At 35.9% G+C, this 17,275-nt stretch carries 7 protein-coding genes; all 7 read right to left on the reverse strand.

The window, feature by feature from the left end; genetic code table 11:
- Positions 1–215: 215 nt before the first annotated feature.
- The 7 genes from NSQ89_RS19060 to NSQ89_RS19090 all read right to left on the reverse strand — a co-directional run bounded on the left by NSQ89_RS19060 (position 216) and on the right by NSQ89_RS19090 (position 17,268).
- Positions 216–8,777, reverse strand: coding sequence for a SpaA isopeptide-forming pilin-related protein (locus NSQ89_RS19060; RefSeq protein ID WP_341133050.1), 8,562 nt, complete (start codon positions 8,775–8,777; stop codon positions 216–218).
- A gap of 201 nt (positions 8,778–8,978) precedes the next feature.
- A complete protein-coding gene (locus tag NSQ89_RS19065) occupies positions 8,979–10,094 on the reverse strand; it encodes a response regulator (protein WP_047942105.1) in 1,116 nt (371 codons plus the stop codon).
- On the reverse strand, positions 10,075–13,164 hold the full coding sequence (locus NSQ89_RS19070) for a hybrid sensor histidine kinase/response regulator (RefSeq protein WP_095320869.1): 3,090 nt from the start codon (positions 13,162–13,164) through the stop codon (positions 10,075–10,077). Before NSQ89_RS19070 ends, NSQ89_RS19065 begins: the two co-directional genes overlap by 20 nt.
- 215 nt (positions 13,165–13,379) lie before the next feature.
- Entirely contained in the window at positions 13,380–14,699 is a 1,320-nt protein-coding gene (locus NSQ89_RS19075) for an MmgE/PrpD family protein (RefSeq protein ID WP_095259253.1), read from the reverse strand.
- Positions 14,692–15,834 carry an amidohydrolase gene (locus NSQ89_RS19080; protein WP_321198309.1) on the reverse strand — a complete coding sequence of 381 codons (1,143 nt, stop codon included), beginning with the start codon at positions 15,832–15,834 and terminating at the stop codon, positions 14,692–14,694. Before NSQ89_RS19080 ends, NSQ89_RS19075 begins: the two co-directional genes overlap by 8 nt.
- A 3-nt stretch (positions 15,835–15,837) precedes the next feature.
- Complete coding sequence (locus NSQ89_RS19085) at positions 15,838–16,578, reverse strand: amino acid ABC transporter ATP-binding protein (protein ID WP_061798183.1); 741 nt, start codon at positions 16,576–16,578, stop codon at positions 15,838–15,840.
- Between the two features lie 12 nt (positions 16,579–16,590).
- Entirely contained in the window at positions 16,591–17,268 is a 678-nt protein-coding gene (locus NSQ89_RS19090; RefSeq protein ID WP_047942102.1) for an amino acid ABC transporter permease, read from the reverse strand.
- Positions 17,269–17,275: the final 7 nt, after the last annotated feature.

The raw sequence follows: 17,275 nt of genomic DNA on the forward strand, positions 1-17,275 counted from the left end.
AACGAATAAGAGGATATATCTTTATAAAAGTAATTAATGGGTATTAATTACTCCTATGAAATCGAGTGTCGGGAAAATAGCACAGAAGGAATCCCGCTAAAGAGAACTTACATCGATTAGATGGTTGCTATCTCTAGCACACTAAAAAAAGCAGCTGACAATTCAGCTGCTTTCTCTATTATTAGCTTACGTTGAAGATAGTAGATTTCTGTTTCTTAATTTCCTCTTTTTCTAATTCTAATTAAAACAGAAAAACCTATTAAGAGCACTCCTGCTAAAATGTAATTGAAGTAACTTGTTGCTGTATCAGGAAGCGTCTTTCCAGGGTTATTTTTCGAACCAGAAGAATCTTCCCCTTTAGTACCACTCTCATCGTCAGACTCTTTCGTTGGTTTCTGTTCTCCGGAAACGACCTTTTCGTTTGCTACTATAACAACAATTGGTTCTTGCTGCCCTTTGGTAATTTCAAACATGATTGGCTCTGATAATTTCTTATAGCCATTAGGTGCTTTCGTTTCAAATAAGAGATATTCACCAGGCAATAAATCTATTAATTCTAAACTGCCATCTCTTCCGCTAATTCCCTCTTCCATGATGATATTACCTTGTTTATCAGTTAACTTGAAATGTGCATTTTCTAATGGTTGATTTGTTTTCTCGTCCACCTTCTTCACTATTGCACTTCCCAATATTAACTTATTAGTGACCATAAGTTCTAATGTCTTCGCCTGTCCTTTTTCGATAGTGAAGTCAATCGGATCACTATTTAACTGATAGTAAGCTGGCGCTTTTGTTTCTACCATTTGATACTTCCCTGGTTTTAAGCCTTCGATAAGGATTTTTCCATCCTCATCAGTCTTTAAGCCTTCTTGGAGTACTTTTCCTTCTGTATCTTGAAGAACAAACTCCGCTCCTTCTAAGACAAGGTTTTTATCATCTGCATCGACTTTCGTTAATTCTACCGAACCTGGTATTAAGCTATTCTCGGCTACTACTTCCAATGCTTTTGCTTGCCCTTTTTCAATGGTAAAGGTAATCGGCTCACTGTTCAATTGATAGTAAGCTGGTGCTTTCGTTTCTACCAATTGATACTTCCCTGGTTTTAAACCTTCGATAAGGATTTTTCCATCCTCATCAGTCTTTAAGCTTTCTTGGAGTACTTTCCCTTCTGTATCTTGAAGTTCAAACTCCGCCCCTTCTAAGACAAGGTTTTTGTCATCTGCATCAACTTTTGTTAATTTCACTGCTCCTGCTGTTAATTCATTAGTTGCTGTGATTGGTACCATTTTTACATCAGCTAATGTTTTACTCTTGGAGATAGTAAAAGGGATTGGCTGCTTATTTAAATCATAGTTTTTCGGCGCTTTCACTTCCACAAACTGATAATCACCTGGTTTTAAATTTTCTACCAGAATTTTACCTGCTTTATTTGTCACTAAGCCTTCGATTAAAACATTCCCTTGGCTATCTTTCAGCACAAATTCCGCATTACTTAATGGTAAGTTTTGTTGATCGGCATCCACTTTTGTTAGTTCCACCGAACCAGGTATTAAGCTATTCTCGGCCTTCACTTCCAATGTCTTCCCTTGCCCTTTTTCAATCGTGAAGACAATCGGATCGCTGTTTAACTGATAGTAAGCTGGTGCTTTCGTTTCCACCAATTGATACTTCCCTGGCTTTAAGCCATCGATGTGGATTTTCCCATCCTTATCTGTTATTAACCCTTCTAGAAGGTTTTTCCCTTCCATATCTTGAAGCGCAAACTCTGCTCCTCCAATAACAAGATCGTTCTTATCTGCATCTACTTTTGTTAACTCTACTGCTCCTGGTGTTAATTCATTTGTTGCTATAACTGTCACTTTCTTTACTTCTGCTGCTGTACTGCTTTTTGAGATTGTAAAAGGAACAGGCTTTTTATTTAAATTATAATTTTTTGGTGCCTTTACTTCTACAAACTGATAATTTCCTGGTTTTAAATTTTCAACTAGGATTTTACCTGATTCATTTGTTACTAAATTCTCAAACAGGATATTGCCTTTATCATCTTGAAGGACAAACTCAGCCCCACTCAGATATTGCTCTTGTTGATCAGCATCTACCTTCGTTAATTCTACTGAACTAGTAATTAAACTGTTCTCGGCCGTTATTTCTAATTGTTTTTCTTGTCCTTTTTCAATTGTGAAGACAATCGGATCACTGTTTAACTGGTAGTATGCTGGTGCTTTCGTTTCTACCAATTGATACTTCCCTGGTTTTAAGCCTTCGATTCGGATTTTTCCATCCTTATCTGTCTTTAACCCTTCTTGCAGTACTTTCCCTTCTGTATCTTGAAGTGAAAATTCTGCCCCTTCTAGGACAAGATTCTTATTGTCCGCATCTACTTTTGTTAATTCTACTGAACCTGGTATTAAGCTATTCTCCGCTACTACTTCCAATGGCTTCGCTTGTCCTTTTTCAATCGTGAAGACAATCGGATTGCCGTTTAACTGATAGTCAGCAGGTGCTTTCGTTTCTACCAATTGATACTTCCCTGGTTTTAAGCCTTCGATTCGGATCTTTCCATCCTCATCTGTCTTTAACCCTTCTTGCAGTGTTTTTCCTTCTGTATCTTGAAGTTCAAACTCCGCTCCTTCTAAAACAAGGTTCTTATCGTCTGCATCTACTTTTGTTAATTCTACTGAACCAGTTATCAAGCTATTTTCAGCTTTTACTTCCAATAACTGTTCTTGCCCTTTTTCAATCGTAAAGACAATTGGGTTATTGTTTAGTTGATAATAAACTGGCGCTTTCGTCTCTACCAGCTGATACTTGCCTGGCTTTATCCCTTCAATTAGAAGTTTTCCATCTTTATTTGTTTTTAAGTTACCTAGTATCGTATTACCTTCGATATCCTGCAGCGAAAACTCAGCGTTTTCTAAACGAAGGTTCTTATCATCTGCATCTACTTTTGTTAACTCCACTGAACCAGTGATTAAACTATTTTCAGCTGTTATTTCCAATGCTTTCGTCTGTCCTCTTTCAATGGTGAAAACAATTGGTTTTTTACTTAATTGATAGTAAGTTGGTGCTTTCGTCTCTACTAGTTGATACTTCCCTGGTTTTAAGCCATCGATGTAGATTTTTCCATCTTTATCTGTTTTTAATCCTTCTTGCAGTGTTTTTTCTTCCGTATCTTGAAGTTCAAACTCCGCTCCTTCTAAAACAAGATTCCCATCGTCTGCATCTACTTTCGTCAGCTCAACTGAACCTGGTGTTAGTTCGTTAAATGCAGAAACGGTTACTACTTTTACATCTGCGGCTGTTTCGCTTTTAGAAATAGTGAAAGCTACGGGTTTCTTATTTAAAACATAATCTTTCGGCGCCTTCACTTCTACAAACTGGTAATTTCCTGGTTTTAAATTTTCTACTACAATTTTTCCTTCTTTATTTGTTACCAATTTTTCGAACAAGATATGACCGTTATCATCCTGAAGGACAAACTCGGCTTCACTTAAATATTGATCTTGTTGATCAGCATCTAATTTCGTTAATTCTACCGATCCAGTAATAAGGCTATTCTCGGCAGTCACTTCCAATGCTCTCTCTTGTCCTTTTTCGATTGTAAAAATTATTGGCTTTTCATTTAATTGATAGTAAACTGGCGCTTTCGTTTCAACCAATTGATAGCTGCCTGGTTTTAAGCCGTCAATGCGAATTTTCCCTTCTTCATTTGTCTTTAATCCCTCTTGCAGCGTTTTTCCTTCCTTATCTTGAAGTTCAAACTCCGCACCTTCTAAGACCAGATTGTGATTGTCCGCATCTATTTTTGTTAATTCGACTGAACCCAATGTTAGTTCATTCGTTACTACCTTCAATAGTGGTTTTTCTTGTCCTTTAACAATAACAAAACTAATTGGGCTTTCCACTTTTTTATAGCCAAATGGCGGTTTTGTTTCAACGAATTGATAGTTGCCTGGTTTTAAGCCATCAATGAATATTTTTCCTTCTTCATTGGTGATTAGTCCGCTTTTGATGCTATTACCTTCTTGATCTTGTAATTCAAATTCAGCGTCCTTTAATGGCATCATATCATTATCCGCATCTACTTTAAGAAGTTCAACCGCTCCAAGAATTAATTCATTTTCAACTTGAATGGATAGTACTTCCGTTTGCCCTCTTTCTATCTCGAAAATAACTGGTTCCTTCTCCAATACATAGCCAAAAGGAGCCTGTTTTTCGATGAATTGATAAGTGCCTGGTACCAGATTTTCTACTAAAATTTTTCCTTCTTCATCTGTTATAAGATCAGACTTGATTATATTTCCATCTTTGTCTTGTAGCTCAAATACAGCATCTGCTAAAACAATCGAATGATCATCCTTCTCTACTTTTGTCAGTTCAACAGAGCCTGGGATCAACGTATTTGCTGCTGTCACTTTTACTTGTTCTGCATCAGCTGCTGTCTTACTCTTGGAAATCGTAAAGCTGATTGGTTCACTATTTAATTGGAAATCAGCTGGTGCTTTTACCTCTATAAACTGATATTTTCCTGGTTTTAATTGATCAACCGTTATTTTACCAGATTTATCTGTTACTAGTTTTTCCGCAATTAGTTCCCCTGCTTCATTGCGGAGTTCAAACTCTGCTCCTGCTAATGCTTCCTTTGAATCAGCCTGATTCACTTTTGTTAATTCAACGGAACCCTCAACTAACTCATTATAGGCTGTTACCTTAACTGGATCTGTTTTACCATCTTCAATCGTAAAGTCAATGGGCTTAGAATCCAGCTTATAATAATCAGGTGCTGTAGTTTCTATAAACTGATAAGATCCAGGTTTAAGATTTTCTACAAAAAGGAGCCCTTTTTCATCTGTTGTAAGATTCGAGGTTAAAAGCTCCCCGTCTTTCCACAACTGGAATACAGCATTCGCTAACGGCGTTTGCTTGTCATCCATATCTAGTTTCGTTAACTCTACAGAACCGAGTTTTTTATTTTTTGCTACTAGTTCTATCGCCTTCGTTTGATCTTCCTTAATAGTAAAAGCTATCGGTTCCTCATTAAGCTCATATCCATTAGGTGCTTTCGTTTCTATAAACTGGTATTCTCCAGGCTCTAGGTTGTCTCTAAATAACTTGCCTTCCCCATCTGTTGTCAATGTTTCTAATTCAACAAACTTATCGTCAACCTTCTTCAACAACTTAAAAGTAGCTCCAGCCAATGTAGTATCTGTTGAGGCCATATCCACTTTCGTTAACTGTACGGCTTTGATTATTTTTTGGTTCTTTATCGTTATTTCGCTATTCTCTTTTTCAATTGTTATATTTTGTTCTCCATTAATGCCTGCTAAATATCCTTCTGGTGCTTTATCTTCTTTTAAGACATAATCACCAAAAAGCAGTTTGTCAAAAAGGATTTCTCCCTTGTCATCAGTGACCGCTGTTTTTAATGTAATGCCACTCTGCTTATCAACAAGTGAAAAAGCAGCTCCCTGTAATTTTTCCTGACTGCTTGCATCGATTTTAACAACTTTCAAGTTTGCAAGCACTCCAGTTCCATCTCCCATACCAGCTGTTCTTTTGACTATAACAACTTTCTCTGTGGACGAGATTTGCCCTGGTTCGATGTTTTCTCCTGTAATAGAAACATCATTACTAACTGCATCATTTACATTCGCCTGGATATATGACTGATACTCAAGTATATGAGGTTCATTTATTTCTTTCAGAAACACTAGTTTAAATGAACTTGGATCTTCCTCAAGCTGAAGAGAATAGTCCTTTCCTTGAACCAGCTCTTCCCCCTTTGTTACATTCCCTTTCGAATCTACATTAGTTGAATAAAGGTGAAAAGAGTCCTTTAATAACATTTGGTTTGGACTAGGAATATCCTCAATGCTCGCATTCATTATCTGAGATTGGGCAAAATTGATATTTACTTTCCAATCAATTAGTTTTCCGGATTGCGTTCCATCCTTCGTAATATAAGTACCACCATGCGGGATACTAACAGATGCAGATAATTCGGTTTCTTTTGTTTCTCCATCATATAAAACTGCTTTATTATCATATTTCGAACTTACTAACGCTAAATCCTTTAAACTAGTTTTATAGGTAATATAATAGGCGGATTGAATTTCCTCTTTAAATTCAATTCTAAATCCTTTATTACCATTCTCATCTTCCTTGTTGGATATAGAATAGTCTTCACTTGGAACTAGTTCCCCTTTCCCTATTCCATTGGAACCACCTGTTAAATTCATTTTAAAGACTTCAATGGAATTATCTACTAAGCGCTGGTTTCCTAAAATATAATCCTCTACTACCGCATTGCGCAGCAGCTTTTCATTATAATTAATTCCAACGTTCCACGTAATTTCTTTCGTAATTGCATCATAATTCCCATTTTTAAAGCCATTGGATTGAGTAAAACTGTCCGGAGTAAACCTAGATACTACTTCTTTTTCCGCTTCTTCACCATTTTCATCAATCCATGTCAATACACCCTTATTTTCAAGGTAATTATGCGTTTTGTCTTGTCGTTTTTCATAGTCGAAGAATGTCTTGTATTTTATAGTCGTCATGTGATCGATCTGATGCAAAAGCTTAATGGAAAATTTTGCATCACTTGTTTCAGCAAGCGTATAGTCTTTGCCTAATTCTAATGTGTTTTCTCCACTTTTTATAACTAGACTATCCTTGTCTAAAGTCAATCCTTCATTTACAAATATATCTACTAAATTAACATTGTTCATCTCATACTGATCGTGATTAAATGTTATGGTCCAGTCAATACTCTTATCTTTGTAATTAGGTGTTCCATGTGATTTAAATAAGATACGCTGCCCAATATTCCTTGAAGCCTCTTTTGTTTCATTGGGGGATATAACTGTATTTTTAATCGTTTCTCCCTCAAATACACGGTCAATCGCTTTAGTCTGATATACTATTTTGTAAGCTGTCTGGATATCGTTGTTAAAACTTAACTTGAACCCATTTTTATTATCTTCGTTTATTTCTTGTAGCGTGTATGATGATGCGGGAATTTCTTCTCCCACACTTTCTTTGCCGTCTTCATCTATTGTGACATTGTAAATCTTCAATGATTCCTTCATTAAGGATTGACTATTTGTAAATAGATCTTTTAAAATAGCTTGATCCTTCTTAATTGCTTTTTCGTTGTAATTATATTTGATTTCCCAACTAATGCTTTGCTTATCTGCATCATAGCCAGTCGAACTTTTCTCTAGATGACTTCCTCTATTTACACTTACAGATGCTGCTGCTTCACCCTTCGGATTATTATTTGAAAGAAGGATGGCTTTATTATCAAATTTCTTCTGATTTTCATCTGTAATAGTAGTTTCATAAACTAATCGATAAGCTGTTCCTATTGTATTTTTAAACTTAATAGTGAAATCTTTGTTATCCTCTGCTTTTCCTATTTCATATAAGGATGGATCTACTTCATCCCCTAACGTCATTTGACCATTCAATTTTGTATTAAAATGAAATAATTTTATAGAACCAGCTTTTAATTCTTGGCCTGTTTGAATGGGATCACTTAAAACAACATTCTCCAGATTTTCTAAAGATTTATTAAAATCAACCGTCCATGAAATGCTATTAGCATTATATGCTTTATTTGCGAGCCCGCTTTTTGTCACTGTTGGTCCATTCGGAGTGTATTCAATGGGAATCTTTATTGAGTTGCTGTCTTTAATAGGTGTAATAGTGACTGTTTTTTCTTCATTGACAACAAGCTCTTCACTTAACTTTGTCCATACTTTAAGCGTGCCTTCTATATTAGAATATTGTTCAATAAATTCATTAAATACAATAGTTGCTGTTCCATTTTCCGCTACCGAAAAATGACCAATAACTTGATTATTGAATCGTATTTCCTCTTTATCTACTATATTATAAACCTCTAGCTCCTCAGGTAATGTAAACGTGAAGGTAGCCCCATCCTTATAACCATGGCCATTTTGAAGTTTCCACGTATAATCAACACCAATGTAGGAGTTCTTATTAGGCCTTTCTAGATTGTTTCCATTCTCATCCTCGTAAGTAAGCTCTGCTTTTACAAGGATGTTCTCTTCTATATTTGAACTTTTAATTTCCCTTATATTTACTTCTTTTCTTTCATTTTCTAGTGGTAAATCAGTTATATCCTTTTCTTGTTGACCACTATCACTAGGTTGCTCTTCTTTTAACGCTTCTTCTGTTTCAGGAGCTTTCTCCTGACCTGAGCTATCCTTTTCTTCTTGGCTTTGGATAGATTCTAAACCAACCTCAATAACTTTACTTCCTTCCCTTAAAGTAAATGGAATAGAGAGAGACTTCTCGTCACCCTTTATCTTTTCTGCATTTAGCTTTACTGGTACAGAAAGCAATCCGTTATAAGCCTCTGTAGTTTCTTCCTCTGCGTTAATATGGAGAGTGACAATCCCTTGGGTGGTGATACTATATTCTCCAACTGATTGATTATCACTTGTTACTAAAGGTCCTTGCTTCTCTTCAGTCACTGTTAGCTCTGAAGGTATTTGAAATGATAATGCTTTACCCTCTGATACATCGATATCAGCAAGAGACCATTGATATTTCAAATCCAGTTTGGAGTCTAACGTAACTTTATTTGCTAGATTAACAGCATTCCCTTGCTCATCCAATAGATTCACATCTATTATCGGATTATCATCCAGTTCTATTGCTAATACTGATGAAGGTAAAAGAATGCTGCTCATTACTGTTTGCATAATAAAAACAAACAGTAGAAAACTAATACTTATCCTCTTCAACCTATTTTCTCCTTTCAATATATATTGCTAGATAAACAAATACTCAAGATTAGCTTTAATTCTTATCTATAGGAATAATAAACTCTCAAATGTATTAATTTTTATTTGTCTATCTAAAACCTTATATATATTATCAGGACCTTCTGAACAAATTCTGAACAATAAAAAGGATATCCCATCCATTCGGGACATCCTCTTTTTCTAAAGCTTCACTATATATTGCTGATACAAATCAAATAACTCCTTGGGTAAAGGCAAATCTAGATCACTCGACCACTTTTCTTGAAAATATTCAAAAAAGCGAATTAGCTCCTGCTTACTTTCTTGTTCCCCCAAATATCTAATAGCATATGCGAGATATTTTTCACTATATGGCTCCATCTCTACTAATTTTTCTAAAGATTTTATAATAATGCTGCTTGATTTTTCTACACGCTCAAGTTTTCCCTCAATATATTGTTCTAAAAAATTTACAAACTGGGATTTTATTTGCTTTTGTTTCCCGATGGCCCATTCGAAATCTTCTTCCTCCAAGTAATCACCTTTATAGAGAGAGAGAACTTCTTCTATCATTTCCTCTGATACCACTTTTTTAGCAAAAATCTCTAACAACCGATCTATATCACTTTTAATAATGCAATCAAATTTATAATGATCATTTAAAAAGACGATGGGATCTTCTAATCCTAATATTTTGAGTGTTTTCCTTAATTGATAGATAGAAGTGTGCAATAATGTTAAGGATTTATCTATTGGAATATCTGTCCATAAGTTGTCAATAATTTTTGTCTTATGCACTAATATCCCCTTGTGCTGCCAAAGATAAATAAACAGCTCCTTAACCTTTTTGGTCCGCCACTTCACAACACTTTCATCCTGATCAAGCAGTTGAAATCCTCCCATCACGTTTGCATATAGGGATCTCTGTTTCTTATCAGTTAAAACTTGTGAATCTGCTCGTCCATAAATACGCAGTTTATCAAAAGTTTTTTTCAATCTAGCAATAGTGACAGGTTTTATTAGATAATCTATTGCATTTACTTCAAATGCATCTAACGCATACTGATTATAGGCAGTAACGAAGATAATATCCATGTGTGTCGGCAAAGCGAGTAGCTTTGCTGCAAATTCTAGACCATCCACTTCTCCCATTTCAATATCAAGAAAAACTACATCCACATTTAATTTCGGTAGCTCCCGATAGGCTTCAAGCGGATTGGTAAATGTCTTCACAATATTTACATTCGTTAATCTATTAAGTTGGCGTACTAATACTTCGATCGCCCACTTTTCATCATCAATTATTATGACCCTCATTCCTTCTCACCTCTGGAAGTATGATGATTATTTTAGTACCCTGATGTTCTGTAGACTCGAGTAAGAGTTTTGAGTTTTTAAGCAGTTTTAGCTTCTTTAAAGCGTTGGAAAAGCCCATCCCATTACTCTTACCTTGAAGTAACCTATTCCTTGACTCTTCGTTCATTCCTTTTCCATTATCACTTATAATAATGTTAACTATTTTTGGTTCCACTCTTTTTATTATGATAGAAATCACACCTTTTTTCTTGTAAGAAAATCCGTGCTGAACTGCATTTTCGACAAGAGGCTGAATAGTTAAGGCCGGAATTTCCATCTGAATATCTTCTTCTATATCAAACTTCACCTGTAAGTCTTCGCCAAAGCGCAATTGTTCAATTGCTAGATATGCCTGAACCAATTCCATTTCTTCTTGTATAGAGATCAGGGTTGGTTTTCGATATAAATCAAGTTTTCCGCGGAAATAAGTGGATAAATGATATAACCCTTCTCTGGCTCTTTCCATGTCCCTATAACTTAAACCGATGATACTATTTAATGTGTTAAATAAAAAGTGTGGTTTTATTTGGGCATAAAAGTAATTAAGTTCATTGTTTACCGCCTGTTCTGCGGCATTTTTCATCGTTAAAAGCGATGTCACTCTTGCATTTAATTCTTCTGGCTCAATAGGTTTTCGCAAAAAATCATTGGCTCCTCTGATAAAGGACTTTGTTAAATCTGCTATTTGCCCTGAAGCCGTTAAAATTAAAATTGGTAATTCGACTAAATGATATTCTTCTCGAATGATGTTACAGAGGTCATAGCCATTTATTTCGGGCATCATTAAATCTGCCACCAATAAATCTATTTTTCTTTCTTTGATTATTTCCAATGCCATGTTTCCATTATCTACTGCAATTATACTATGGTTAAGCAGTTTTAACAGATTAACAACCACTTTTAAATTTGCATGTTCATCATCGACAACAAGTATGGTATAAGGACTTTTGCCATTTTCGATTAAAGGCAGCGGAAGTTGTAACTTTTCCTTGTTTTCTTGAGATTTAACGATAGACTCCTCTGGACGGACTAGTGTTTCAACTGGCAATTTCTCCCCTGTACTAGCTAAAGGAAGGGTAAAGGAAAATTGAGAGCCCTGTCCCACTTTTGATTTCACAAAAATTTCGCCACCGGATTTTAAGACCAGCTGCTTCGTAATAGCCAGCCCTAATCCCAGTCCATCTGTTCCTCGGTTGATTGTTCTTTCACTTTGGTAAAATGTCGTAAAAATTTGCTCTAGCTCTTCTTCTTTTATTCCCATTCCTGTATCCGTAACAGTGATTTCCATTTTATTATTAATGACATCTGCCGTGATAGTGATTTCACCATTGTCCGTGTACTTAATAGCATTCGAAATTAAGTTATAAAAAATTTGGATAAGCCTAGCCTCATCGACATACACATTGGGCAGATGGGCATTTATCTTGTTGGAAATCGTAATATTTTTATTTACAGGAACCAAAAGATACATCTCTTTTATGACTTCATCTATTATTTTTAAATTTAAACTTTTTGGGAATAATGCAATATTATTTGTTTTTATATCAGAAGCATTTAATAAATCTTCCACTAAATTTGCTAAACGCTTCCCAACATTATGGATCAGTGCTAGGCTCTCCTGATGCTTTATAGAAAGTGGTCCTTCCTTGCCCTCTAGCATCAGCCTAGATAAATTTAAAATTCCATTCAAAGGAGTTCTAAGTTCATGAGAAGTTTTTATTAGAAACTCATCCTTCAATTTATCCTGTACTTGCAGACTCTCTGATAGTTTTTCTATTTTAATAAAAGCCTGATAAAATCGTAGTCCCATATATAAAGCAAGGCCAATCGTCATAAATAAAAATAGAATAAGAGGGATTCTGCCTATTTCTGTAGCAAAGAGAAAATTAACCCCAAGCACAAGACCATAACTGATAAACGATGACACAATGATAATAAGATACTGGGAACCTTCTGATTTATTTACTAGAGCCTTTATCAAAACAAATCCTATATACACATAGGCTGGTGCTACTAATAGGACAATCATTATTTGTTTGGTGAAAATAGGAAGGAACCATAATAGATTTGCACTAACACCTGGAACGCCATATAATAATCCGTCTATCATAAGCAGAATGCTGATAACCTGAATCACCTTTTGACTAGTAAACTCCTTAAAACACCCATGGATAAACCATAAAAAGAAGAGCAAAGCACTATGAAATAATAACAGCTGTATATTGGATAACAAGTAAACACTTATGCTAGGAATAACTAGCTCGATTATCTTTTCATTGATAAAAGCTACATATACCCCTTGAAGAATACAAAAAAGACTAAAGTATAATTGATGGATATCCCTCATTCGATAAAAAAAGCTAAAAAGATAGAATACCCCTAAGACTAAATAACCGCCTAATAATAAAGTTTCAATTGTTCTATCACTTTCTCTGCTTGTTAATATTTGAGTTGCCGATCCAAATTCTATTGGTTGTATTACTCCGCCTCGCAGCGGTTGATTATGACTTGCTGCTTGAATAACAATTTCGATCTTATGATTTTCGCTTCTTCCTATACCGATATATTTTCGAATATATGGACGATAGTCTGATTTATCTTTCGATGGGTTGCCACTCTCTCCTGCTTCTATCCCATTGATAAATAACTTGCTGGCATGATTGACAGCATTTACTTTTATACCATAAAGACCATCTTTCGGAACTGTAATTGTAATTCGGTAAGTTCCCGCAATAAAAGGAGCCTTACTCTTATTATCACTCCATAATCCAGGGACGTATCTTAACTCCCTCTCATATGAATCAAATATATTCTTGTTTGGAATTGGAGTAATCAGTTGATTTTTATAAAATTCCCATTCCCCATTTAAGTGAATGATATCTTTATTATCAAACGATACAGATGTAAGATTTATTTGCCCATTAGAGATTTTTGCTTCTCTAGTATGATTCGACCAACTAGAATAGACAATGCTTATAATAGAAAGGATAAAGATACAACATGCTATAATAATTCCAATTGATTTTTTCATTTAGTCACCTCAAAATTCTAGTTCTATTATACCTTGTTATTCTTTCATGCAGCAGCCACCTGGACAAATTTCTAAAATAAAAAAGGTCCCTAAAACATTGGGACCCATTGCATGTTCAAAGAGGGAAAAGAATGAATTTTATCTCTTAAAGATATTCTCCTGCTCAAAAAGACAGTTCTTGATGGCCAAATGACCTCACAAGAACCGCCCCTCTGTTACCAGCCTTCTATTCCTGCAGCATAGTACTTATTTAAAGTATTGGCTTGTTCGCCTAATAATGTGTTTGCTTTATTGGCTAAATCCTTCATTTTAAGCGGCTTAGCTGGTGAGCCTGTTGGTGCATCTACTCTAGATACCAACTGTTGACCATCTTTTAACATTACTTTAGCTATACAATATCTTCCTTTTGGATAACTAATTTCTTTTACGGGAATTGCAGGATCATGCTTTCGATGAATTTTTTTTATTCCTTCTTGAATATCATCGGCAATTTGATTGACAGAAAAATTTTCAATAGATAATGCTTCACCCCGCAATAATAAAGCTGCACAGTATTCTACACTAAAACGCCCCTGTTCTCCATTCTTCGGGCGCGTGTAAACTAATGCAGCATCACCATTGGGAGGGAAATACAAATCAACAGAAGCAACCTCATCAATGGAAAAATTTCTTTGTGCCTTTATATTCTGAATGGCCTCAATGGCATGTGCATTTGCAGAACAACATGGATATAATTTGAACCATAATCCAGGTTTATCTATAGTCCAAGGTTCTCCCCATTTTTCAAAAACCTCGTATGGATTTCCTCTCTGCTCCACATACATAGAAAGTAAACCATTTTTTGCTTGAATGGTATTATTACTTCCGGCGATTCCCTTATCAACAAAATGAAGAATCTGCCAAGCACTTTGGGCAGTTAGACCAGCATGCAGCGGTTTCACCATTGTTCCAAATTGACTCCGAGAACCACTTAATTTGGATACGCATAAATTAATAGCTTGCGAAAATTTCTCTGTTTCGAAATGTAAATAATGGGCTCCAGCTGCAACTGCTCCGTAAATTCCCGCAGTCGCAGTTGTATGGAACCCTTTTTCATAATGCTGGGCACCTAATAGTTGAGCAAAACACTTCATCGTCTCTATTCCTATTAAATAGGCTTCATAGAAGCGGTCTCTATCACGCTTCTTTTCTATTAGGGCATGTAATAAGCTCAAAATAATCGCAGACGGATGTCCTCTAATCTCAGAATGAACATCATCTAAATCTAATGCATGTGCAGAATACCCATTAATTAAACAAGCATCAAAAGGGTGAACCTTTGAATCCGTGCCGATTATTGCTGCTCCCTCTCCAGCAGGATAAATAGCAGTACGTAAAACAGTGGAAAAGTTTATATCGAACCTCACACTGGCAAAACACGCCAGAAAATAATCGAATACTCCCTTTTCCAAATTCTTTTTTGTCTCATTAGTAAGCTCCTTGTAAGACGGGGAGGATTGAATCAAGTCAACTATCGCTTTTGTTAAATCAGTCATTTTTCAAAAGGTTCTCCGCTAGCTTAGCAAAAAATTCAGCAGCCACTTTAATGGCCTCTTCCTGTAAATCAAACTTAGGGTGATGCCATTCTTGGGGTCCATCCACTCCCATCCAAACGAAAAATCCCGGAATATAATTTTGATAAAACGCAAAGTCCTCTCCACCGGCACTTGGCACAGCATCGACGACATTATACCCTGCATCCAAAACTGTGGCTCGGACAATATCTTCATAATCTTGATGATTGTTTACCACGGGAAGATAATCATCCCAAACAAATTCAACCGAACCACCATTTCCCTCTGCAATAGACGCCGCTAGCTTTTTCATTATTGTCGGAACTGCCTCACGAGCTTTAGGCTGAAATGTTCGAACAGTACCTTCTAGTTTGACTTCATCTGGAATGACATTCCATGTATTTCCTCCATGGATGCTTGTGATACTGACTACTACATTATCAAACAAATCCATTCTTCTTGCGACAATTGACTGAACTGCTGTTACGTATTGACTAGCCATAACAATCGGATCAATAGCACGATGTGGTATACCAGCATGACCTCCGACACCGATAAACCTTAAACTAAATTTATCTACACTTGCCATAAGTCCACCTGATTTTACCCCTATCGTTCCTACTGGCAAATCAGGTTTGTTATGCATTCCAAAAATTGCTTCTACTCCTTCTATTGCTCCTTTTTCTACAAATTTCTTTGCACCTTGAGCAATTTCCTCGGCAGCCTGAAAAATAAATCTTACATTTCCATGTAATTTGTCCTTTTGACTATTGATTAGAATCGCTGCTCCTAAAATAGCAGTTGTATGGAAATCATGACCACAGGCATGCATTTTCCCTTCATTTTTTGATTTAAATGCAACATCTGTTTCTTCTATTATCGGCAAGGCATCAATATCTGCCCGAATAGCAATGGTTGGTCCCGCAAACGCTCCCTTTATTTCCGCAACAACTCCTGTTTCTAGACCAAGTTCAACAATGGCAATACCCTGTTCTGTTAACCATTTTTTGATTAATTCCGTTGTATGAAATTCTTCAAAAGCTAGCTCTGGATGCTCATGCAAATATCTTCGTTTGACAATTAAATCGTTTAATAGTTCAGGAGACATGTTCATGATTTATTATTCATCTCTTTCTAAAGTTTTTAAAAATTGTTTTGTTCTTATATTTTGTGGATGATGAAATAATTCTTTCGGCTCATTTTCTTCAATGATATTTCCATCTGCCATAAAAATCACTCTGTCAGCCACTTCTTCCGCAAATTTCATTTCATGGGTCACAATAATCATGGTTGTATTTTGTTGTGCAATATCTTTTATAACTTGCAGCACTTCTGAAACCCATTCTGGATCAAGTGCTGAGGTTGGTTCATCAAATAAAATGGCATGTGGCTTAACAGCGAGCGCTCTAGCAATGCCCACACGTTGTTGCTGTCCGCCTGATAATGTGGCAGGGTATTGGTGAAACTTATCCTCAAGCCCTACCTTCACTAAAAGTTCTTTCCCTAATTTCTCTGCATCTTGTTTATTCATTTTCTTAGCAACAATCAAGGATTCCGTAACGTTTTGCAAGGCAGTTTTATTTTTAAAAAGGTTATAGTTTTGAAACACCATCGCTGTTTCCTGGCGAAGCTGATGAATATCTTTCCGCCCCATTTTTTGTACATTTACATTTGTCTCGCCTATTTGAATAACCCCTTCATCAGGCAGCTCTAATAAATTCAAACACCGGAGCAATGTTGACTTTCCAGATCCAGACGGTCCGATAATAGCCAACACTTCTCCACGGTTAACTTTTAAATTAACACCATCTAATACTATATTCTCTCCAAACCTCTTTTTTAGATTTGTAACAGCTATCATCCTACTACTCCTTTATGATAAATACGGTTTTTCCATTCTTTTTTCAATAGCCCGCTGAACGAAAGTAACAAGAATAATTAACACCCAGTAAAGCAGCGCTAAAGCCAAATAGGTTTCAAAAAATTTAAGAGAACTAGCAGCAATTATTTTCCCTTGGGCGAAAAGCTCCACTACTCCTAAAGTAAACGCTAATGAGGTTTCTTTAATTAAACCAATAAAAATATTACTTGTTGCAGGAATAGCATTTCGCGTCGCCTGAGGTAGAACAATTCGACGAAAGGCTTGCACTTTTGTCATTCCAACTGATAAACATGCTTCCACCTGTCCTTTATCAACCGAATTCAGTGCAGCACGGAATATTTCTGCTAAAAATGCTGCTTGTTTTAAACTAAGCCCTAAGATCGCTGCTGTTATAGCCGTCATCGCACTTAGAGCTGGAAAGATTTGTGGCAGCCCATAATAAATTAAAAATAATTGAACCAGTGTTGGAATGGCACGAAAAAACGAAATATATACAGCGGCAAGCTGCTTTAATACTGGGATATTCGATCTGGATATCACAGCTAAAATCAATCCGCCAATGATGGCAAAAACCATGGATAGAACAGCAAGAAATAAAGTAAGCGGTATGAATTCCAACAGTTCTGGTAATATATCAACTAAATATGGAAAATCTAAATTAAGATTCATACTGGTC

Source organism: Niallia sp. FSL R7-0648, from assembly GCF_038007005.1.
Taxonomy (GTDB): Bacteria; Bacillota; Bacilli; order Bacillales; family Cytobacillaceae; genus Niallia; species Niallia circulans.

Bases quoted from the DNA above. Each gene is read 5' to 3' on its own strand.
- NSQ89_RS19085 (WP_061798183.1), bottom strand. From the start codon at position 16,578: ATGATAGCTGTTACAAATCTAAAAAAGAGGTTTGGAGAGAATATAGTA.
- NSQ89_RS19070 (WP_095320869.1), bottom strand. From the start codon at position 13,164: ATGAAAAAATCAATTGGAATTATTATAGCATGTTGTATCTTTATCCTT.
- NSQ89_RS19090 (WP_047942102.1), bottom strand. From the start codon at position 17,268: ATGAATCTTAATTTAGATTTTCCATATTTAGTTGATATATTACCAGAA.
- NSQ89_RS19075 (WP_095259253.1), bottom strand. From the start codon at position 14,699: ATGACTGATTTAACAAAAGCGATAGTTGACTTGATTCAATCCTCCCCG.
- NSQ89_RS19065 (WP_047942105.1), bottom strand. From the start codon at position 10,094: ATGAGGGTCATAATAATTGATGATGAAAAGTGGGCGATCGAAGTATTA.